This is a genomic window from Scrofimicrobium sp. R131 (assembly GCF_040256745.1).
In the GTDB taxonomy this organism is placed as follows: Bacteria; Actinomycetota; Actinomycetes; order Actinomycetales; family Actinomycetaceae; genus Scrofimicrobium; species Scrofimicrobium appendicitidis.
Map to the genome: position 1 here is coordinate 2,067,416 of NZ_CP138335.1, position 20,517 is coordinate 2,087,932.

Genomic DNA, 20,517 nt, shown 5'->3' on the forward strand with positions numbered 1-20,517 from the left:
CGTGCGCGTGGTCGTGGTCAACGCATCCCTGTCGGAAAGCTCCAGTGGCACCGCCCTGGCCCGCCGCGTCCTCCAGGTGATCGAAGCCGAGCAGCCCGCTGGCTCCGACCCGGTGGAGGCCAACTGGGTCGACCTGCGGAGTCTGGGCCACGCCCTGCTGGACTACCTCTATACCCACGTGCCCACCCAGGCCGTCCGGGAAGCGTACGCACAGCTGGGCCAAGCGGACCTGATCGTGGCGGTCACCCCCACCTACCAGGCGGCCTACTCCGGACTGTTCAAACTGTTCTGGGATCTGCTGCCCGAGGGGGAACTGCGCGGCAAGCCGGTCTTGCTCTGCGCCACCGGCGGCACCGGCCGCCACGGGCTGATGATTGACCACACCCTCCGCCCGCTCTTTGCCTACCTGGGGATGATCGCCCTGCCGACCGCGCTCTACGCGGCCACGCAGGACTGGGGCGACCCCGGCTATGAGGTAGAGGTCGGGCTGGAAGAATCCCTCGAACGGCGGATCAAGCGGGCCGCCCGCGACGTCTGGGCCTACGCCCGACTGACCGAGCCGACCCAACCCGCGGTCCCCGTCGAGGACGAGCCCGACCCCGCCTCGTCGGCCACCTCGGCCTTTCCCGGCTTCGTGGACTTCGAAACCCTGCTGCACCCCAACAGCTAGCCCTAGACCAGGGAAACCGCCAGCATAATGGCGGTGACCAGTGCCGGCAGGGACAGCACCAGCAGAACCGCCACGTTCAGCTTCAGGTGCAGGCGCAAAATCGCCACAAACTCGCGCAGGATGGCGCTGGCCCAGAAGTAGTTCGGGGTCGGCGCCCCCAGCGCGTGACCGGGGATTCCCAGCTCGCGCAGCAGCAGGGCGGCGCGGAACGCGTGGTAGTCGGAGGAAACCGCCAACCAGGGCGTGGGGGCGGCCGGACCCCCGAGCAGCTGCCAGCTGAACCGCAGGTTCTCCTCGGTGGTGGTGGAGCGGTCCTCCACCCGAACCGGTTCCACCCCCGCCTCGTGCAAGTACCGAGCCATGGCCACGCCTTCGGGGATGGTCTCCCCGGGGCCCTGCCCACCCGAGGCCACCAGGACCGGGCGGCGGCCAGCCCGCTCGGCCTGCCGAAAGCGCGTCACCGCCTCGTTCAACCGGGCCTTCAACAGCGGTGTCAGCTGGTCACCCTGCAATCCCGACCCCAGGACCACGATGGCGTTGGCCCGCCCGGCAAAGCGACGCACCCAGCGAGCGTAAAGGCGCGAATAAATGAGGTAGGAGATCAGGACAAAGGAAAGGTAGCCGAGCGGGATCCCCAGCAGCAGGAGGAGCATCAGCAGCGAGATGGCCCCAACGGCAGCCGACCCGACCGCTGCCGCCAGGTACGCGAGGATGCCGGCGCCCAGCAGCAGCGCCAGCGAGTGAGCCAGCGAAAACGACTCTCGACGGATGAGACGGACCCCGAAACTGAGCAGGATCACCGCCAGCACCACGATGGCCAGCAGCAGACCGGAGAACATGCCCACCAGCAACCATCCGGCCGCCTCGTCCGTCCGCCGGGCCAAATAGTCACCCAGGTTCATGACCAGCGAGAACAGCGCGTAGTTCACCGTCACGCCCCAAATGATGGCGCACTTGATTCGGCGCGGGTCCCTCACGGTGAGCACCACCGCCACGATCAGCAGGAGGAGCACGTCAAGGAACGGGAAATAAAAGGAACTCATCTGTCGCCGGGCCGGAAAGCCCCTACCTCACCGTCACTCGTTCGAGGCCTGGATCAGCGCCTCCCGAATTGGGGTCTGGCCGCTAACCAAGTCAATCTCGCACCTAATGGTCTCGGGTAGCGACAGGCAGTCGGCGACCACCTGCGCCACGTCGGCCCGGCTGATGCTGGCCTCAATTGTTTCCTGATGCGGGAGGCGCTTGGCCGCGCGGATCATTCCGGTGGCAGGATCGTCGGTGAGGGTGCCCGGGCGGAGGATCGTCCAGTCCAGGGTGGTCCGGCGCAGTCGCTTATCCGCGTCTTCCTTGGCGCGAACGTAGGCCTGCCACACCTCGTCGGCGTTGGGGTCAACCGGACGGTAGACACTCAGCGCCGAAATCTGGATGAACCGTTGAGCGTTAGCTTCAAGGGCAGCCTGCTGGGACAGGATCGAGCCACCGTAGTCCACTGTGCGCTTGCGGCGGACTCCCGAGCCCGGTCCCGCCCCGGCAGCAAACACCACCGCATCGCATTCCGTCAAAGCCGGAGCCAAATCCCGAGCGTCCATCGCCTCAATGTCGGCGATAATCGGTTCTGCTCCCAGCGACGCTAGCTCATCGAAATAAGCCTGATTGCGGACCACGGAGAGCACTCGGTCACCGCGGGAAACCAGCAGCCGGGTCAACAGCTGCGCAATCTTCCCATGGCCCCCAATAATTGCCACCGTGCGAATGGGGTTCTCCATCGTAACTCCTTCTGATCGTCGCTCTTCCCAGCCGTCCCCGGCCAGTGAAGTATCAATCAATCTTAATGTCTGGGGACTGCAGTTTCGAGCCGCCACGCGCCAGATTATGCGGGAAAGCTTGAATTGCACAGGTGCGCGGGGGTTGGGTGTGCGTGGGGTTGGCGGGGGTTGGGGTTGGCGGTTGGCGGCGTGGGCGGGGTGAATGCTGGCAAACCACCCCAAACACTGGCAAACCCGAGCCCAACAGGCCCAACAGGCCCCAAACCGGCTCGCAGGCCCCTAACCCAACCGGGTCAAGCGCTGGCCTGCTCCAGCTGAGCCAGCTCCTCCTCGGACAGAACAATCGAAACGCCCTCGAACAGGGGGAACAGCTGCTCCGGCGTGCGGGCAGACGCAATCGGCGCGGTGATGCCCCGCTGCGAAAGAAGCCAGGCGATGGCGACCGCAGCCGGCTCCACGTTATGTTCCTGCGCCACCCCGCTGACCGCGTCGATAATTGCGGGGGTCCGCTCATTCAGGTAGCTCCCCGCCATCTGGGCCCGCGCCCCCGCCAGCGGCGCACTCAGGTCGTACTTCCCGGTCAGCAGACCGGCCGCCAAACTGTAGTACGGCATCACCGCCAGGTCTTCCGCCACCGTCAAGTCCTGCAGGTCACCTTCGTACTCGCCGCGCAGCAGCAGGTTGTAGTGCGGCTGCAGGGCAACCGGCCGGGCCACTCCCGCCCGATCAGCGGCCTCCAGCACTTCGCGCACCTGGGCGGGCGAATGGTTGGACAGGCCGTAGGTACGGATTTTTCCGTCCCGGATCAGCCGGTCGAAAATGGCCGGGTCGGTCGGGTGCTCCGGGTCGTAGTAGTGGGCGTACAGCAGGTCGATTTGCTCCACCCCGAGGCGTTGCAGCGAAGCGTCCACCGCGGCCGACACTGCCTCGGCTGAAAGGCCGTCGTGCGGGGGCAGTTTTCCCACTTTGGTCGCCAGCACCACCTCGGCCCGGCGGCCACTTTCCCGCAGCCACTGACCGATGATCTCTTCAGACTCGCCGCCCTGTCCCGCCCACCGGACGTAGGCGTCGGCAGTGTCCAGGAAGTTCCCTCCGGCGGCGGTGTACTCGTCCAGCACCGCGAACGCTTCGGCCCGCGTCGACGTCCACCCGAAGGTGTTGGTTCCCAGGCAGAGGGGGTACACATCAAGTTCAGCAATCTTCGGCATGCCTCCAGGGTAACTGCTCGAAGGTTGGTTCGAGCGTGAGGAAACCCGGCCCGACGTGGAACACTAGCAGTGTGACTTCCTACGTAGCCGCCCTGCAGGCAGTGACTGAGACCGACACGTCTTCGCGTCGGCGCGCCGAGTATTCCTCCGACGCCTCCAACTACCGAGTGGTTCCCAGCGCCGTGGTCTTCCCCCGTTCCACTGAAGAGGTGCTGGCCATCCACCGGATCGCCCGCGAGTACGAGGTGCCCATCACCTCGCGCGGGGCGGGCACCTCCTGCGCCGGCAACGCGGTCGGCGGTGGGATCATCATCGACTATTCGCGCCACCTGAACCGGATTATTTCCATCGACCCGGAGGCCCGGACCGCTCGGGTCCAACCCGGGGTGGTCATGACCGACCTGCAGGCGGCCGCCCGCCCCTACGGCCTCTGGTTCGGGCCGGACCCCTCCACTAAGAACCGAGCCACCTTTGGCGGAATGATTGGCAACAACGCCTGTGGACCCCACGCGCTCGCCTACGGGCGCACGGCCGACAACGTGGTCTCTCTGGACGTGGTCGACGGGCAGGGACACCGGTTCGAGGCGGGCACCGACCTGGACGTGGTTCCGGGCTTGGCCGAGTTGGTCGGGCGAAATCTGGCCCCGATCCGGCGGGAACTTGGCCGGTTCACCCGCCAGGTGTCGGGCTACTCGCTGGAGCACCTGCTGCCGGAAAAGGGCAGTTCCCTCGCGCGGGCCCTGGTGGGCACCGAGGGCACCTGCGTGTCGGTCCTCGAAGCCACCGTGCAGTTGCACCCACTGCCGCCCGCTCCCCTGCTGGTCGTTCTCGGCTACCCCAACATGATCGAGGCTGCCCGGGCCGTCCCCACCCTGCTCCCCCTACGGCCGCAAGCCATTGAGGGGATGGACTCGCGTCTGGTCGAGGTGGTGCGAGCGGCCAAAGGCTCGGTTCCGCAGCTGCCGGGCGGCCAGGGTTGGCTCTTTTGCGAGGTGGCCGGGGAGACGGCGGCCGAGGCGGAGCAGCGGGCTCGGGAACTGATTGAGCGGGCCGGGGCTGAGGACTCACTGGTGGTCACCGACCCGGGGCAGGCAGCGGCCCTCTGGAGTATTCGCGCGGACGGGGTTGGGCTGGCTGGTCGAACCCCGGCGGGTGTGCCCACCTGGCCCGGCTGGGAGGATGCCGCTGTTCCCCCGGCCGCCCTGGCCGACTACCTAACCGAGTTTGAGCAGCTGATGGAGCGCCACGGGCTGACCGGGTTGCCCTACGGCCACTTTGGCGACGGCTGCATTCACATCCGGGTTGACTGGCCGCTATCCGATCCCGACGACGTTCCGGCTTTTGGCACTTTCTTGGAGGAGGCGGCCACGCTGGTCGCCAAGTTCGGCGGCTCCACCTCGGGTGAGCACGGGGATGGGCGGGCCCGCTCCAGCTTGTTGCGGCACATGTACTCAGACGAGGTGCTGGCCCTCTTCGCCCAGTTCAAGGGCCTGTTTGACCCGCAGGATCTGCTCAACCCGGGCGTGGTGGTCAACCCGGAACCTCCGACGGCGAACCTTCGGCGGCCCCAAGCCCACCCGTTGGCCACCAACGGGTTTGCCTTCCGGGAGGACGGCGGCGACTTCACCAAGGCGGTCCACCGCTGCGTCGGGGTGGGCAAGTGCCGCTCCACCTCGGGCGGGTTCATGTGCCCAAGCTACCGCGCCACCCGGGACGAAAAGGACGTGACCCGCGCCCGCGCCCGGATGCTGCAAGAGGTAGCCAACGGCACCATGGTTGCCGGGTGGGATGCCCCGGAACTGGCCGAGTCCCTCGACTATTGCCTCAGCTGCAAGGCCTGCGGGCGCGACTGCCCCGCCGGGGTGGACATTGCCCGCTACAAGTCTGAGGCCACCTACCAGCGCTACCGGGGTAAGCTCCGGCCGATGAACCACTACGCGCTCGGGTGGCTGCCCCGCTGGGCTCGCCTCGTCTCCGCGTTCCCGCCGGTGGCGGCGCTGGCCAACAGCGCGCTGGCGATCACTCCCCTGCGGCGCGCGGTGTTCGCGGTGGCGGGGATCGATCAGCGCCGCCAGATGACCGGCTTTGCCACCACCCGGTTTAGCCGCTGGTTCAAACGACGCCGCCAACCCACCGTGGGCCGCGATGTGCTGCTGTGGGCCGACTCGTTCTCAGAAAACCTGGATCCGAGCGGGGCCCAGGCGATGGTGGAGCTGCTGCAGGGGGCGGGCTACCAGGTCCGGATCCCCTCCCAGCAGGCCTGTTGCGGTTTGACCTGGATTTCCACCGGCCAGTTGGACGGAGCCAAGAAGCGGCTCAGTCAGCTGCTGGACGTGCTGAGCCCCGCCGCCCAGCAGGGCGTGCCCATTGTCGGGATCGAGCCCTCCTGCACCGCGGTGCTGCGCGACGACCTGCTCGACCTGCTGCCGGACGATCCGCGCGCCCAAGCGGTCGCGGCCTCCGTTCGGACGCTGGCCGAACTGCTGACCGATCCGGTGCTGGGACCGGGACCGGACTGGGAGCCCCCGCAGTCACTGGCCGGTGTGCGCGTGATTGCGCAGCCGCACTGCCACCAGCACGCGGTGATGGGTTTCGAGGCGGACGCGGCCCTGCTCCAGCGGCTGGGGGCAGAGGTCACCCAGTTGGAGGGATGCTGCGGCCTGGCCGGTAACTTCGGGATGGAGCGAGGCCACTACGAGGTGTCGGTCGCGGTCGCCCAAAACGCCCTGCTGCCGGCCCTGCAGGACCCGGACGCGGCCGGGGCCGTGTTCCTGGCGGACGGGTACTCGTGTCGCACCCAGGCCGAACAGTTGGCCGGGGTGCGCGGGGTGAGTTTGCCGCAGCTGCTGCTTGGCCAGCGCTAGATGTTGCGCAGGGAAGCCTGCAGCGCCGTCTTCTGAGTGGTCTTCTCGTCCTTCATCTTGATGACTTTGGCCGGCGTTCCCGCCACGACTGCCCCGGCGGGGACATCCTGGACGACGACCGCGCCGGCAGCCACCACGGCGCCCTGGCCCACCCGGCACCCTTCGAGCACCACGGCGTTCGCACCGACGACGACGTTGTCTTCCACCACCACCGGCGTCGCGGAGGCGGGCTCAATTACCCCGGCCAGCACCGCACCGGCACCGATGTGACAGTTCTTCCCGACGATGGCGCGGCCCCCCAGGACCACCCCCATGTCGATCATGGTGCCCTCGCCAATTTCGGCCCCAATGTTGATGAGGGCCCCCATCATGATGACCGCGTTCTTCCCGATTACCACCTCGTCGCGGATGATCGCGCCGGGCTCAATTCGGGCTTCGATCTCTTTGAGGTCCAGGAGGGGAATGGCCGAGTTGCGGGCCCGATTCTCAATCTCAACGTCGATAATCTCGCTCTGGTTGGCCGCCAAAATGGGTTGAAGTTCGGCCCAATCGCCCAGCACAATCGCGTCGGTTTCCCCCAGCACCAGGGCCGAGGGGGCCGCGGAAAAATCAATCGGGGTCCGGGTCTTCAGGTACAGCTTGACCGGGGTGACTTTCTTGGCGGTCGAAATGTACTCGATGATCTCTTCGGCGGTCTTTTTCATGCATCCTGTCCTTTGCTAAGCAACTGAGCGAAAGTGTAACTGCCCGGCTCGGACCCAACTAGGCGCCGAGCCGCGGTCAGGGCTCCCTGGGCAAAAATCTGGCGTGAGAACGCCCGGTGGGTCAGCTCGACGGTCTCGTCTTCCCCGTAGAAGATCACCGAATGCTCCCCGGGGACGGTGCCTCCGCGCAGCGAGTGAACGCCGATGTCGCCGGGTTGGCGTTCGCCGTCGGCCGGGCTTCGGCCGTAGACGAGGTGGTGCTCACCCAGTTGCCGCAGCAGCAGTTGCGCGGTGCCACTGGGAGCGTCCTTCTTGTAGCGGTGGTGGGTTTCCACCAGCTCGATGTCAAAGCCGGCCAGCAGTCGGTTCAGTTCCCCCACGACCTGAGCCATGACGTTGACCCCGACCGAGTAGTTCTCCGTGTAGATGACCGGGATCTGATCCCCCAGGGACTTGACCGCCTGACCCTGCTCCTCATACCCGGTGGCCCCGCACACCAGCGGCGTCTTCGTCCGCAGGACGTAGGAGCTGAGCTCGGGGAAAATGGTGGGGCTGGAGAAGTCGATGACCACGTCGGCGCCAAAGTCACACTGGGCCAGCTCAGCCACGTTGTCGACGTCGATCACACCGGCCAGTTCCAGATCGTCAGCTTCATCGATCAGCTGATGGAGCATTTTGCCCATCCGCCCGTATCCGCTCAGGAGTACTCTCATGTGCTCTTCTCCATTCCTGTTTCCCCCAGTATCGCCCAGGTCCGCGCCCTCTGACAGCACGGTTCGATCGTCGGAACCGGATAGCACTTGACGGAGGGGTCCCATACGATGGCGATATCGAATCAACCGCGGAGGTGGGCAGGTGTCAATTAGGGACTATCGCCGGGATCTACATCGCATCCCCGAACTGGATTTTGACCTGCCTCAAACCCTGGCCTACCTGCGGAAGGCTCTGGCTAAGTTGCCCGGCACCGTGATTGAGCCGGCCCCCTCCAGCCTTTGCATCTACTTCGACGCGGGCGCGCCGGACACGATCGCGTTCCGGGCCGACATGGATGCCCTTCCGGTGACCGAGGATCCTGATCGCGAGTACCGCTCTGAGCACGAGGGCAAAATGCACGCCTGCGGGCACGATGCCCACATGGCCATGCTGCTGGGACTGTGCGACTTTGTCGGTGAGCATCTGGACCAGCTGCCCCACAACGTGCTGGCCATTTTCCAGCCGGCAGAGGAAACCATCGGCGGGGCTGAGGGCATCTGCCGCTCCGGCATTTTCCAGCAGTACGGGGTTCGGGCGGTGTTTGGCCTGCACATGTGGCCCGGGTTGCCGGCCGGAACCATTGCCTCTCGGCCGGGTCCGCTGATGGCCCGCTCCTCTGAGATCACCGTCGACGTCATCGGTCACAGCGTCCACATTGCCAAGGCCGACCAGGGGCGGGACGCCCTGATGGCGGCCGCCCACCTGCTCACCCGGGTGGAGGCCCAGGTGCAGCAGGTCCCGGGCCATCGCCTGCTTTCGTTTGGCTACGGCTACGGGGGGACCGTCCGCAACGCGGTGGCGGGAACCGCCCACCTGGAAGGGACCATGCGCTCCTTTTCCGACCAGACGTTTGAACAGTTGCGCACCATCCTCCTGTCTGAAGCCCGGTCGGTCGAGGCGGAAACCGGCTGTCAGGTGCTGGTGGACGTCACCGCCGGCTACCCGCCGGTGATCAACGACGAGGCGCTGCTGGCCCGGGTGGAGCAACTGGCCCCGATCCACCGGATCGAAGACCCGCAGATGACCGGGGAGGATTTCTCCTTCTATCAGCGCGAGGTACCCGGCGTGTTCTTCTTCGTTGGGACCGGGAACGAAGCCGCCCTGCACTCTTCCAGTTTCGACCTGGATGAGGCGGCCTTGGACTCCGGCTTGGATCTGCTGCGCACGCTCCTGTTCCTGGAGGGAATCTGATGACTTTCACCGATCAGCAAGTGGCGGACGTGCTCTGCCAGTACCAGACGCCGTTCTACCTGTATGACGAGGCGACCATCCGTCAGCGGGTCCGGGAGCTAAAGCAGGCATTTGCTTGGAATGAGGGCTTCCGGGAGTATTTCGCCGTCAAGGCCCTGCCCAACCCGGCAGTCTTGGAGATTTTGCGCCAGGAGGGGTGCGGGGCCGACTGCGCTTCGGGGACCGAACTGACCCTGGCGCAAAACATGGACATCATGTTCACTTCGAACAACACCCCGGCTGAAGAGTTCGTGCAGGCCCGCGAGTTGGGGGCGATCATCAACCTGGATTCGCTGGAGATGGTCGATTTCCTGGCGCAAACGGCCGGCATTCCCGAGGTCATCTGCTGCCGGTACGCGCCGGCCACGGAGGTGGGCTCTGCCAACCAGATCATGGGCGAGGCGGGCCAGAGCAAGTTCGGCATGCGCCGGGACCAGGTCTTCACCGCCTTTGAACGACTGCGGGAGCTGGGGGCCACCCGCTTTGGTGTCCACTGCATGGCCGCCTCCAACTCGCTCAACAACGACTACTACCCGGCGCTGGCGCGGGAACTGTTTGACCTGGCGGTGGAGATCCGGGATCGGCTCGGGATCGAAGTGGAGTTCCTGAACTTTGCGGGCGGGCTCGGAATCCCGTACCGGCCCGAGGATCAGCCGTTGGATCTGGCCGCGATCGGCGCCGCAGTCCGGCGGGAGTATGAGACTCGCCTCCAGGGCCTGAAACCGGCCATCTTCACCGAGTTGGGCCGGTACCTGGTGGGTCCGGCCGGGGCGCTGGTGACCACGGTTCGCCACCTGAAGCACTCCTACAAGTACTACGTCGGGGTGGACGCCTCCGCTACCGACCTGCTGCGCCCAGCCATGTACGGCGCCTACCACCACATCACCGTGGTGGGCAAAGATCAGCCGGCCGACCACCCGGTCGACGTGGTCGGGTCACTGTGCGAAAACAACGACAAGTTCGCGATTGACCGGTGGCTGCCCGAAGTGGAGCCGGGAGACGTGCTCCTGATTCACGACGCGGGCGCACACGGCTACTCGATGGGTTACAACTACAACGGCAAGCTGCGGGGCGGGGAAGTGCTGCTCGGTGCCGACGGGCAGGCCCGGATGATTCGCCGACCCCAGAGCGCCGAAGACTACTTCGCCACTCTCACTGTCCAATAAGTGGAATAGTCTTTGCGACCCGGCCCGGTTCGGGCACAGTAGAGGCATGACTTCGAAGACCAACGCCTCCATTGTCGGTGGCGCGCGCCTTCGAATGTGCAGCTCCAACTAAGCCTTTCCCTAGTTGTCGAGCTGGAGTATACCCATGTCTTCCCCTACCCTGTCGTTTGAACTCATGCCGCCGCGCACCCCGGCCGGTTCCATCAAGTTTTGGGACACCGTCCAGGAACTGCTGGCCACCTCCCCGGATTTCCTTTCGGTCACCTACGGGGCCGGCGGACACAACCGGGACACGGCCCACGCCGTCACCGCCCGCCTCGTGCACGACGTCCCGGTCCGCCCCCTCGCCCACCTCACCTGCGTGGGCGTGTCCCGGGCCGAAACCACCCGGGTGGTCGACCAGTACCTGTCCTCCGGGGTCCGTTCCTTCCTGGCTTTGCGCGGCGACCCGCCGGTCAGCGGCCAGCGCGAGCCGGACGAACTCAAGTCGTCGCTGGAACTGATCGCCCTCCTGCGCGAGCGGGACCTGGCCCGGGCGGAGGACTCCGACGCCGATCGGCTTCGCGCCCTGATTCGGCCGCTGATCATCGCGGTCGCCACCTTCCCGGCGGGCAACCCCGCGGCCGGCACCACCTCCACGCAGGAGGTGGAGCGGCTGCTGCTGAAACAGGCGGCGGGCGCCTCCTTCGCGATCACCCAGCTGTTCTACCAGGCCGACACCTACCTCAGCTTCACCCGGGAGGCCCGGGCGGCCGGGGTGCGGATCCCGATCCTGCCGGGCATCCTGCCGCCCACCAACCCGCGCCGCCTGCGCCGGGTGGCCGAGTTGAGCGGAGTCGCCCCGGACCGGTCGCTCCTGGCCCAGTTGGAGGCGGCCACCCCGGAAGCCGCCATCGAAATCGGAATCGAAGCCGGCTCGGCCCTGGTCCGCGAGGTCCTGGCCGAAGGCGCCCCCGGAATCCACCTGTACACCTTCAATCAGGCCGGGCAGAACCTGGAAATTCTGGCCCGCGCCGGGCTGCTGGGGGCCGGTGCCCCCGCCGACCAGCAGCCCTCCCGATGTCATTGGCAGCCAGCTCATCAATAAGAAAAGGAACACTCATGACCACACCATTCCCCTCCGCCACCATTGTTGGGTATCCCCGCATCGGCGCCCAGCGAGAACTGAAGCGGGCCGTCGAAGGTTTCTGGGCTGGCCGCCTCGACGAAACTGAACTGACCGAGGTGGCGCGCGACCTGCGCCTGGCCAGCTACCGGCGACTGGCCGAACTGGGACTGACCGAGGACGCCTCGATTCCGGCTTCCTTCTCTTTCTACGACCAGGTGCTTGACACCACCTGGCTGCTGGGGGCCCTTCCCCCGCGGTTCGAGGGTGCCGCCGGCCTGGCCGGATACTTCCTGCTGGCCCGGGGCGAGGGGGGAACCGCTCCGCTGGAGATGACCAAGTGGTTCAACACGAATTACCACTACCTGGTTCCCGAGATTGGCCCCGACACGCCGATTTCCCTGGCGCACACCACCCCGGTCGACCTGTTTGTGGAGGCGCGGGAAGCCGGTCTCGTGGTGCGTCCCCAGCTGGTGGGCCCGCTCACCTACCTGCTGCTGTCCAAGCCCGCGGTGGAGGGGTACCGTCCTCTCGACCGGCTGGACGAAGTCACCTCCGTCTACGCGGAGTTGCTGGTGCGCCTGGCCGAGGCGGGGGCACCGTGGGTGCAGTTGGATGAGCCGGGCCTGACCAGCGACAACCTGGGACTGAGCAGTGCGGAAATTGCCGGCCTGGCCGAGCGGGTTTACCAGCGGTTGGGGTCGGTCGCCGGCCGCCCGCAGCTGCTGGTCACCACCCCTTACGGTGAGGCCACCGAGGGATTGGCCGCGCTGGCTCAGACTCCGGTGGAGGCCATCCACGCGGACCTGGTTCACGGGCAGGCTCCCGCGCCGCTTGCCGACAAGACCCTGGTGGCGGGCCTGATTAGCGGCCGCAACATTTGGCGCGCCGACCTGGAGGCGAAGCTGGCCTGGCTCCAGGCGCAGCCGGGCGCGGTCTCGGTTGCCACCTCCACCTCCCTGCAGCACGTCCCCTACTCGGTGGCCGGGGAAGAGTGGGACCACCCGCACCTAAAGTCGTGGCTGGCCTTCGCCGAAGAGAAGGTTGCCGAGGTGGTGACCCTGGCTCGCGGCCGCAACGGGGAAGATATTTCCGCCGAGTTGGCCGCCGCCAGTCAGGCGCTTGCAACGCGGGCCGCCGACGCCGGGGTGAAGGTTCCCGCCATCCGCCAGCGGACCGCCTCGCTGCAGCCGGCTGACCGGGAGCGGGAAGACTACTCGATCCGCCAGGCAGCCCAGGCTGAGAAGTTGCAGCTGCCGCTGCTGCCGACCACCACGATCGGCTCGTTCCCCCAGACCGGTGAGATCCGTCAGGCCCGCGCCGCCCACGCCCGCGGTGAGCTTTCGACCGCGGACTACGAAGATCGCCTCCGCCAGGAGATCCGCGACGTCATCCACCTGCAGGAAAAGCTCGACATTGACGTGCTGGTCCACGGTGAGCCGGAGCGCAACGACATGGTCCAGTACTTCGCGGAGCTGTTGGACGGCTTCGAGGTGACGAAGAACGGGTGGGTACAGTCCTACGGTTCGCGCTGCACTCGTCCGTCGATCCTGTGGGGCGACGTCTCCCGGCCCGAGCCGATGACCGTCCGCTGGTCCACCTACGCCCAGTCGGTAACCGACCGCCCGGTCAAGGGCATGCTTACCGGTCCGGTCACCATCCTCGCCTGGTCCTTCGTTCGCGACGACCTGGCCCTGGGCGAGGTTGCCGACCAGGTGGGTCTGGCTCTGCGCGACGAGGTGTCGGATCTGGAGGCGGCCGGGATCGGTGTGATCCAAGTGGACGAGCCGGCCCTGCGGGAACTGCTGCCCCTGCGGCGGGAGGACCAGGACGCCTACCTGGAGTGGTCGGTCGGCTCGTTCCGAGTGGCAACTTCCGGGGTTGAGGCACAGACCCAGATTCACACCCACCTGTGCTACTCCGAGTTCGGCGACGTGATTGACGCAATTGACGCCCTCGGGGCGGACGTGACCTCGCTGGAGGCGGCCCGCTCGCACATGGAGGTCCTGCCCGCGCTGGAGGCAACCGGGTTCAGCCGCCAGATTGGCCCGGGAATCTACGACATTCACTCTCCCCGGGTTCCGGAGGTGTCCGAGTTGAGCGAGCTGCTGTCCGAGGCGGTGGCCGCGGTTCCGGCCGATCGGCTCTGGGTCAACCCGGACTGCGGGCTGAAGACCCGGACCTACGCTCAGGTTGAGCCGTCGCTGCACAACATGGTCGCTGCGGCCAAGGAGGTGCGCGCCCACCAGTAGGCGCGTCGGCCCGTCCTTTCGGGGGCGGGCCACCCCTTTGGGACCAAAGTTCGGTTGCCCGAAGAAAATCTTTCGTATACTAGAAATATGTCCGGAATCCTGCGCGCTGCCAACGGTCGATCCCTGGAGGAAATCAACTCGACCATTCCCATGCCCCCCAAGGACGCCAGTTTCTGGCGGAACCTGGCCCGCTTCTCGGGTCCGGGGGCTCTGGTGGCGGTGGGCTACATGGATCCGGGCAACTGGGTCACCTCCATCGGGGGTGGTTCCCGCTACGGCTACCTGCTGCTGAGCGTGGTGCTGCTGTCCTCGCTGGTGGCGATGCTGCTGCAGCATTTTTCCGCCAAACTGGGGATCGTCACCGGTCTGGACCTGGCGCAGGCCACCCGCCTGCACACCTCCAAACGAATGGGAGTGGCGCTCTGGGTGGTGGCCGAACTGGCCATCATGGCCACCGAGGTGGCCGAAGTACTTGGGTCCGCCATCGCCCTCCACCTGCTCTTTGGCCTCCCGATCCTGGTCGGGGTCCTGCTGACCGTGCTCGACGTGCTGCTTCTGCTGCTGTTGCTGCGGATCGGTTTCCGGAAGATCGAGGCCATTGTCGCCACCTTGATCCTGACCATCGTGCTGGTGTTTGCCTACGAGGTGGCGCTGGCCAACCCCGACTTCGCCGCCATCGCCGCCGGGTTCATCCCGCAGGCGGAGGTGCTGGAACCGGGTCGGCTGACCATGGCCCTCGGCATCATTGGCGCCACCGTCATGCCGCACAACCTGTACCTGCATTCGTCAATCGTGCAGTCACGGGCGGTTGACCGCTCGGATCCGGGCGAAGTCAAACGTGCCCTGCGGTTTGCCACCTGGGACTCGAACCTGCAGTTGGGCGCCGCGTTCTTCGTCAACTGCCTGCTGCTTCTGCTGGGCGCCGCCCTCTTCTACGGCGCCGGGGACGACTTCTCAACCTTCACCGCGGTCTACGATGCGCTGCAGAACCCGAGCCTGTCCGGTGCCATCGCCAGCCCGGTCCTGTCCACCCTGTTCGCCGTGGCGCTGCTCGCTTCCGGGCAAAACGCCACCATTACCGGGACGCTGACCGGCCAAATCGTGATGGAGGGGTTCCTGCGGGTGCGCCTACCCATGTGGCTGCGCCGCCTGATCACCCGGACCTTGGCGGTGATCCCGGTAATCATCCTGACCGTCAAGTACGGCGGGGACGAGGTCATGCTCGACAACATCATGATCTACTCGCAGGTGTTCCTGTCCCTGGCACTGCCGATCTCCATGATCCCGCTGGTGTGGTTCACCTCCAGTCGGAAGATCATGGGGGACGCCTTCGCCAACCCCCGGTGGGCCGCCATCGCGGGTTGGATCATCACCGCGGTCCTGACCGCACTGAACTTCCAGCTGGTGCTAGAACTGCTGGTCTAGCACCTCAACCGGCTGACCAATCACCTGCTGAATCTTGGGGTTGATGTCCCAGATGTTGACGTTCATCCCGCCCACCACTTTCCCCTCACGCACCCAAAATGCCAGGTACTTGCGGGCGTCCAGGTCACCGCGGATGACGATCTCAGCCTCTTTCATCAGCGGCGGATATCCGGACAGCTCCATCCCCAGGTCGTACTGGTCGGTGTAGAAGTAGGGAATCTCATCCTGCACGACCTGCTGGCCCAGCATGGTTCGAGCCGCGACCTTGCCGCCGGCCAGCGCGTTGGACCAGTGCTCCACCCGCAGGTGCTCACCCAGGCTCGGGTGGAATGAGTTGGCAATATCGCCGGCGGCCAGGATATCCGGGTCCGAGGTGACCAGCGAGGAGTCAGTCAGGACGCCGTTGGACAGTTCCAGGCCGGCCGCCTCGGCCAGAGACAGGTTCAGGGTGGCGCCCACCCCGACCACAACCACGTCGGCTGGCACCTCCTGACCATCGAAGCGCACCGCCTCTTCCGTCATCCCCTCCACGGTGACCCCCAGCTGGAACTTGACGCCGTGCTCCTCGTGCATCCGCTGGAACTCCCGGCCAATCTTCTCCCCCAGGGCCGCAGACAGCGGAACTTCACCTCGTGAAAGGACGGTGACGTCGGCGCCCAGTTGACGGGCGGTGGCCGCTACCTCCATCCCGATCCAGCCCGAGCCCACCACGACCAGGCGGCGGCCCTGGAGCCGGGGGGCCAGGGCGTCGGCATCGGCCAGGGTCCGCAGGGTCAGTGCCCCCTCGAACCCGGGCAGGGTCCGGGCCGTGGCGCCGGTCGCCAGCAGCAGCTTGTCGTAGGTGAGCTCCTGCCCGTCGCTCAGGCTGACCCGGTGGTCGTCCCGATCAATCCCGGCCGCCTTCACCTGCGGGCGCACGTCGATGTTCTGCTCCCGATACCAGGATTCGGGTTTGAGGATCACCTGGTCCAGACCCTCGGTTCCCTGCAAGTAACCCTTGGACAGCGGCGGCCGCTGATAGGGCAGCTGCGGCTCCTGAGCCACCACCGTGACGGGACCCTGATAGCCCTCTTTCCGCAGGATTCGCGCCGCGGTTCCGGCGGCCAGACCGCCACCAACTATGACCATGCCCGACATTTTTGCCCCTCTTTTCGCCAGATAGCTTCACTTTCAAGCTAGGCCAGCCCCCGGGGTGCGTCAAGAGTTCAGACGCCGCGACGCCACCTCAGCCAGTAGCCCAGGCCGACCGCCAAGGCTCCGTAGCCCAGGAATACCAGACCCGCCTGCCACCAGAGCAGGCCGGTCGCAGCGCCGCTGCCCGTCATGGATGAAAACGACGAGTAGAACGAGGCACCTCCGAGGGCATCCGAGGCGGCACCGGGCAGGAACTTGCCGATCGGGGCCAGGTTTTCCTGCACGGCGGCGACCAGGCGAAGGGTCGGTTCGAGGAACTGGGTAAAGCCGATCACGACCACCAGCGCGGCCGCCTGGTTTGGCACCAGCGAGCCCACCCCGACCCCAACCGCGGCCCACAGCGCCATCACCAGCAGGCACCGCCCGATAATCTGCCACGTTTCCGCCTGATCCAGGCCGGTTTGACCGGAAAAGAAGAACGCACCGGCTCCGATGGTGGTGGCGAAGGCAATCACGCCCATGGCCGCTCCCAGGACGAAGTGGACCAGCAGTTTGGCAGCCAAGACCAACCCGCGCTTGGGGACGGTCAGGAAGGTGGGGATGATCGTGTGGTGGCGAAACTCCCCGGTCACCGCCAGCGTTCCCAGCAGCAGCGGGAAAATGAAGCCGATGGTCGAGGCAGTGGTGTAGACCATGATCGGGTCGGCCTCGACCGTCGACAGGGTCGCGCCGAGCAGCAGGGCGGTGAAACCGAGGTACACCACCATGATCAGCGTGAGGATCCACCAGGTCTTGGTGGTGAAAATCTTGAGCCACTCGGCCCGCAAGGCCTGCGCAAAGCGTGTCATCGGGCACCTCCGGTCAGCTCCAGGAACATGGCTTCCAGGTCGTCTTGCGATTGGGACAGGTGGGTGAGCGCCACCCCGGCTTGCAGGGCAATCGCGCCCACCGCCTCGGGGGTCGCCCCGGTCACGGCCAGTTGGTTCCCGGCCCGGCTGGCACTGAGCTGGGCCGCGTGCAGGGCCCGGGCCAGGGCCGCATTGTCGACCGAGTTGACCAGGACCGAGGTGGAGCGGCCAGCCTCGATCTCACGCAGGTCCCCGGCGGCCACCACCTGCCCTCGGTTGATGATGACGATGTCCTGGGCGATCTGCTGGACTTCCCCCAGCAGGTGTGAGCTGATCAGGACGGTTCGGCCCTGCCCAGCCAGATACTGCAGCAACTCCCTCATCCATCGAATGCCCTCCGGGTCCAGCCCGTTCGCGGGCTCATCCAGGACCAGGACCGGCGGGTCGGCCAGCAGGGCGGTGGCCAACCCGAGGCGCTGGCGCATTCCCAGCGAGTAGCCCCCCACTTTTCGCCCGGCCGCTCCGGTCAGTCCCACCATGGACAGGACCTCGTCAATCCGCTCCGGGTCGGCCCCCATAGCCGCTCCGTAGACGCGCAGGTGATTGCGCCCAGATCGACCGGGGTGGAAAGAGTCCGCTTCCAGCGAGGCCCCCACCACCAGCGCGGAGGAGGGGTAGTCGCGGTAGGGTCGCTCGCCCACCAGGGCCTGACCGCTGTCGGCCTGGTCCAGGCCGAGCAAAATGCGCAGGGTCGTGGTCTTGCCGGCCCCGTTTGGACCCAGAAAGCCGGTCACTCGCCCGGGAGTGACGGTAAAGGAGACGTCTTCCAGGGCTCTGACGGACCCGAAGCGTTTAGTCAGGTGTTCAATCACGATCGGATAGGTCGGCAACGCGTTCCCTCCTTGCAGGTCGGGCCGCGGGGAGTGTCGTCGCCGCGGGTAGAAACGCTCACAAATGTCAAGATACCGGACTTTATGGCTCTCAAGTCAGGCCCCAAACATATTCGCGGGTAGAGTGAGATTCATCACAGTCACCCAATGAGCCCACAGGACGTTCGCCCAGGTCAACGGCTTCATTGAAACATTTCAACCGGTCAAGGCAAAACGACTGTGCGATTACTAATGATCGAGCATACCCGCATCACTCACCAACCGTCACCCATGTTCGTCGACTTGTTATGACATTAACCTATGGCTAAGGGCCAATTAACTCCCCCGCTGGTCCCGCTCGAACACTCACCCGGCACTCGAACCGGACCTTCACAATCTTTGTTCGGACATTTTTTCCGACCGTCGGGTCGGTCTTTTTCCTCTCTAGGGAGCAAATAGGGCTGGTGTATTCTAAAGGAGCGTTTTTGGACATGGTCCCAGAACCATTTTTGCCCTTCCACACAGAAAGACGAAGCAATGAAGTTTCTTCAGCGACTCGGCAAGTCGATGATGCTCCCCGTCTCAGTTCTGCCCGTAGCCGCGATCCTGATGGGGATCTCCTACTGGATCAATACTGCGACCGGCGGAGAGAACATCGTCTCAGCCTTCCTTGGCGCCGCAGGCGGCGCGCTCCTCAACAACATGGCCCTGCTGTTCGCGGTTGGTATCTCAATCGGCATGGCCACCAAATCCGACGGTACCTCAGCCCTAGCAGGCCTGGTCTCGTGGCTGGTTGTCACCACCCTGCTGAACCCGACCACGGTCGCGATCTTCAAGGGACTCGACGATGTGGAAATGGTCCCCGCGGCTTTTGGTCAAATCCAAAACGTATTTGTGGGTATCCTCTGCGGTCTAATTGGTGCCTACTCATATAACAAGTTCAAGGACACGAAGCTTCCCGACGCTCTGGCGTTCTTCTCCGGGCGCCGCTCGGTGGCCATTGTCGCGGCATTCTTCGCGATTATCCTGGCCATCCTCCTGTTCTTCATCTGGCCGGTCGTGTACGCGGGCCTGGTGGCCTTCGGCGAATGGATCGTCAACCTCGGCTTCTTCGGGGCTGGCCTCTACGGCTTCTTCAACCGGCTGCTGATTCCGTTCGGTCTGCACCACGCCCTGAACTCCGTGTTCTGGTTCGACGTGGCCGGCATCAACGACCTGAACAACTTCCTGGCCGGCACCGGCACCTACGGCGTCACCGGTCAGTTCATGACCGGCTTCTTCCCCGTGATGATGTTCGGTCTGCCGGGCGCGGCTCTGGCCATGTACGTGACCGCCGATTCGAAGAAGAAGAAGGTTGTCTACGGCCTGATGCTCTCCGGCGCGGTTTCGGCCTTCCTGGTCGGCGTGACCGAGCCCCTCGAGTTCGCGTTCATGTTCGTGGCTCCCGTCCTGTACCTGATCCACGCAATCTTCATGGGTATCTCCCTGGCGGTCAGCGCAATCCTGCCGGTCCGGATGGGCTTCGGCTTCTCCGGCGGGTTCATTGACCTGTTCCTGAACTGGACCAACCCGATGGCACAGAACCCGTGGATCATCCTGCTGATGGGCATCTTCTGGTTCGTGGTCTACTTCCTGGTCTTCCGCTGGGTCATCCTCAAGTTCAAGCTGAAGACCCCCGGTCGCGAAGATGACGACCTGGAGGTTTCCGAGGACGCCGTCGCCCAGAGCGGTTCGAAGGACGAAGGCTACCTGCGCACCGGTGCCGCCTTCATCGATGCTCTCGGTGGCAAGGCCAACATCACCGACCTGGACAACTGCGCCACCCGGCTCCGCCTGGAGCTGGCCGACGTGTCCCGGGTGGACGAGGCGGCCCTGCGTCGCGCGGGTGCAGCCGGCACCATGAAGCCCGGCGGCAAGTCCTTCCAGGTGATCTACGGGCTGAACGCTCAGTTCGTCAAGGACGCCATGGAACGGCTGATGTCCGGCGAGGCAACTGCCCCCACCAGCGCCCCGGCCGCCACCCCGGCGGGCGACGTGCTGGTCGAGGCTCCGGCCGCCGTGCAGGTAAAGCTGCGCCAGCCGGTTGCGGGTGAAGTCGTGGCGCTGGAGACGGTTCCGGACCCGACCTTTGCCGGCAAAGTGATGGGCCCGGGCGTGGCGATTGAGCCCACCGGCGACACCGTGGTGGCCCCGGCCGACGCGACGGTCGCGATGGTGTTCAAGACCGGTCACGCGGTGGCGCTGAAGCTGGATGACGGCACCGAGCTGCTGATCCACGTGGGCCTCGACACGGTCGACATGGGCGGCGACGGGTTCGAAACCCTGGTGACCAAGGGCGAGCACGTCCTGGCGGGCACCCCGCTGCTCCGGTTCGACGCGGCCAAGATCCGCGCTGCCGGACACCCGACCGTCACCCCGGTGATCGTCATGAACAACAAGGCGGCTGAGATCGTCTTCGTCTAGTTCAACTAGGAGGATGGGCCAGTTCTTCGGAGCTGGCCCATCTTTTTGTTAAGTCCCGAG

16 protein-coding genes are annotated in these 20,517 nt (G+C 65.7%); 8 read left to right on the forward strand and 8 right to left on the reverse strand.

Annotated features, from left to right (window positions below):
• The first annotated feature begins 1 nt into the window (after nt 1).
• The gene (locus SAC06_RS09485) at nt 2-670 is read left to right on the forward strand and encodes a CE1759 family FMN reductase (RefSeq protein WP_350258055.1); all 669 of its coding nucleotides are present in this window, start codon (nt 2-4) and stop codon (nt 668-670) included.
• A 2-nt stretch (nt 671-672) separates the two neighbouring features.
• On the opposite strand, the gene SAC06_RS09490 is transcribed toward SAC06_RS09485, so the two are convergent.
• From SAC06_RS09490 to SAC06_RS09500, 3 genes are all read right to left on the reverse strand, one after another.
• Nucleotides 673-1,713, reverse strand: coding sequence for a YdcF family protein (locus SAC06_RS09490; RefSeq protein WP_350258056.1), 1,041 nt, complete (start codon nt 1,711-1,713; stop codon nt 673-675).
• A 33-nt stretch (nt 1,714-1,746) separates the two neighbouring features.
• Nucleotides 1,747-2,436 carry an SDR family oxidoreductase gene (locus SAC06_RS09495; protein WP_350258057.1) on the reverse strand — a complete coding sequence of 230 codons (690 nt, stop codon included), beginning with the start codon at nt 2,434-2,436 and terminating at the stop codon, nt 1,747-1,749.
• Between the two features lie 293 nt (nt 2,437-2,729).
• Nucleotides 2,730-3,644, reverse strand: a complete 915-nt coding sequence (locus SAC06_RS09500) for an aldo/keto reductase (protein ID WP_350258058.1) — start codon at nt 3,642-3,644, stop codon at nt 2,730-2,732.
• A 71-nt stretch (nt 3,645-3,715) separates the two neighbouring features.
• On the opposite strand from SAC06_RS09500, the gene SAC06_RS09505 reads away from it, so the two are divergent.
• Nucleotides 3,716-6,508, forward strand: a complete 2,793-nt coding sequence (locus tag SAC06_RS09505) for an FAD-binding and (Fe-S)-binding domain-containing protein (protein ID WP_350258059.1) — start codon at nt 3,716-3,718, stop codon at nt 6,506-6,508.
• Here SAC06_RS09505 and dapD read toward each other — a convergent pair.
• Both dapD and dapB read right to left on the reverse strand, forming a co-directional pair.
• Nucleotides 6,505-7,212 (reverse strand): 2,3,4,5-tetrahydropyridine-2,6-dicarboxylate N-acetyltransferase, encoded by a 708-nt coding sequence (gene dapD / locus SAC06_RS09510; RefSeq protein WP_350258060.1) that lies wholly within the window; start codon nt 7,210-7,212, stop codon nt 6,505-6,507. The two genes, SAC06_RS09505 and dapD, sit on opposite strands and share 4 nt — an antisense overlap.
• A complete protein-coding gene (dapB, locus tag SAC06_RS09515) occupies nt 7,209-7,925 on the reverse strand; it encodes a 4-hydroxy-tetrahydrodipicolinate reductase (protein ID WP_350258061.1) in 717 nt (238 codons plus the stop codon). The genes dapD and dapB overlap by 4 nt, the downstream gene beginning before the upstream one ends.
• Before the next feature lie 142 nt (nt 7,926-8,067).
• Here dapB and SAC06_RS09520 point away from each other — a divergent pair, with 142 nt between their 5' ends.
• The 5 genes from SAC06_RS09520 to SAC06_RS09540 all read left to right on the forward strand — a co-directional run bounded on the left by SAC06_RS09520 (nt 8,068) and on the right by SAC06_RS09540 (nt 15,143).
• Entirely contained in the window at nt 8,068-9,156 is a 1,089-nt protein-coding gene (locus SAC06_RS09520; RefSeq protein WP_350258062.1) for an amidohydrolase, read from the forward strand.
• Complete coding sequence (gene lysA / locus SAC06_RS09525; protein WP_350258063.1) at nt 9,156-10,361, forward strand: diaminopimelate decarboxylase; 1,206 nt, start codon at nt 9,156-9,158, stop codon at nt 10,359-10,361. Before SAC06_RS09520 ends, lysA begins: the two co-directional genes overlap by 1 nt.
• 145 nt (nt 10,362-10,506) lie before the next feature.
• Nucleotides 10,507-11,448: a methylenetetrahydrofolate reductase gene (locus tag SAC06_RS09530; RefSeq protein ID WP_350258064.1), complete on the forward strand. Its 942-nt coding sequence runs from the start codon at nt 10,507-10,509 to the stop codon at nt 11,446-11,448.
• Nucleotides 11,449-11,462: 14 nt separating this feature from the next.
• Nucleotides 11,463-13,718, forward strand: a complete 2,256-nt coding sequence (metE, locus tag SAC06_RS09535; protein WP_350258065.1) for a 5-methyltetrahydropteroyltriglutamate--homocysteine S-methyltransferase — start codon at nt 11,463-11,465, stop codon at nt 13,716-13,718.
• Between the two features lie 87 nt (nt 13,719-13,805).
• Nucleotides 13,806-15,143 (forward strand): Nramp family divalent metal transporter, encoded by a 1,338-nt coding sequence (locus SAC06_RS09540; RefSeq protein ID WP_350258066.1) that lies wholly within the window; start codon nt 13,806-13,808, stop codon nt 15,141-15,143.
• Here SAC06_RS09540 and SAC06_RS09545 read toward each other — a convergent pair.
• The 3 genes from SAC06_RS09545 to SAC06_RS09555 form a co-directional block, all read right to left on the reverse strand.
• Nucleotides 15,126-16,280 (reverse strand): NAD(P)/FAD-dependent oxidoreductase, encoded by a 1,155-nt coding sequence (locus tag SAC06_RS09545; RefSeq protein ID WP_350258067.1) that lies wholly within the window; start codon nt 16,278-16,280, stop codon nt 15,126-15,128. The genes SAC06_RS09540 and SAC06_RS09545 overlap by 18 nt on opposite strands.
• Before the next feature lie 68 nt (nt 16,281-16,348).
• Nucleotides 16,349-17,125, reverse strand: coding sequence for an ABC transporter permease (locus SAC06_RS09550; protein ID WP_350258068.1), 777 nt, complete (start codon nt 17,123-17,125; stop codon nt 16,349-16,351).
• Entirely contained in the window at nt 17,122-18,015 is an 894-nt protein-coding gene (locus SAC06_RS09555) for an ABC transporter ATP-binding protein (RefSeq protein ID WP_350258069.1), read from the reverse strand. The genes SAC06_RS09550 and SAC06_RS09555 overlap by 4 nt, the downstream gene beginning before the upstream one ends.
• 516 nt (nt 18,016-18,531) lie before the next feature.
• On the opposite strand from SAC06_RS09555, the gene nagE reads away from it, so the two are divergent.
• Nucleotides 18,532-20,457: an N-acetylglucosamine-specific PTS transporter subunit IIBC gene (nagE, locus tag SAC06_RS09560; protein ID WP_350258070.1), complete on the forward strand. Its 1,926-nt coding sequence runs from the start codon at nt 18,532-18,534 to the stop codon at nt 20,455-20,457.
• Nucleotides 20,458-20,517 lie beyond the last annotated feature (60 nt).

What these genes read in the sequence shown, in the direction of transcription:
- SAC06_RS09490 (WP_350258056.1), bottom strand. Translation starts at nt 1,713, where the DNA reads ATGAGTTCCTTTTATTTCCCGTTCCTTGACGTGCTCCTCCTGCTGATC.
- SAC06_RS09495 (WP_350258057.1), bottom strand. Translation starts at nt 2,436, where the DNA reads ATGGAGAACCCCATTCGCACGGTGGCAATTATTGGGGGCCATGGGAAG.
- SAC06_RS09500 (WP_350258058.1), bottom strand. Translation starts at nt 3,644, where the DNA reads ATGCCGAAGATTGCTGAACTTGATGTGTACCCCCTCTGCCTGGGAACC.
- dapD (WP_350258060.1), bottom strand. Translation starts at nt 7,212, where the DNA reads ATGAAAAAGACCGCCGAAGAGATCATCGAGTACATTTCGACCGCCAAG.
- dapB (WP_350258061.1), bottom strand. Translation starts at nt 7,925, where the DNA reads ATGAGAGTACTCCTGAGCGGATACGGGCGGATGGGCAAAATGCTCCAT.
- lysA (WP_350258063.1), top strand. Translation starts at nt 9,156, where the DNA reads ATGACTTTCACCGATCAGCAAGTGGCGGACGTGCTCTGCCAGTACCAG.
- SAC06_RS09530 (WP_350258064.1), top strand. Translation starts at nt 10,507, where the DNA reads ATGTCTTCCCCTACCCTGTCGTTTGAACTCATGCCGCCGCGCACCCCG.
- metE (WP_350258065.1), top strand. Translation starts at nt 11,463, where the DNA reads ATGACCACACCATTCCCCTCCGCCACCATTGTTGGGTATCCCCGCATC.
- SAC06_RS09540 (WP_350258066.1), top strand. Translation starts at nt 13,806, where the DNA reads ATGTCCGGAATCCTGCGCGCTGCCAACGGTCGATCCCTGGAGGAAATC.
- SAC06_RS09545 (WP_350258067.1), bottom strand. Translation starts at nt 16,280, where the DNA reads ATGTCGGGCATGGTCATAGTTGGTGGCGGTCTGGCCGCCGGAACCGCG.
- SAC06_RS09550 (WP_350258068.1), bottom strand. Translation starts at nt 17,125, where the DNA reads ATGACACGCTTTGCGCAGGCCTTGCGGGCCGAGTGGCTCAAGATTTTC.
- nagE (WP_350258070.1), top strand. Translation starts at nt 18,532, where the DNA reads ATGAAGTTTCTTCAGCGACTCGGCAAGTCGATGATGCTCCCCGTCTCA.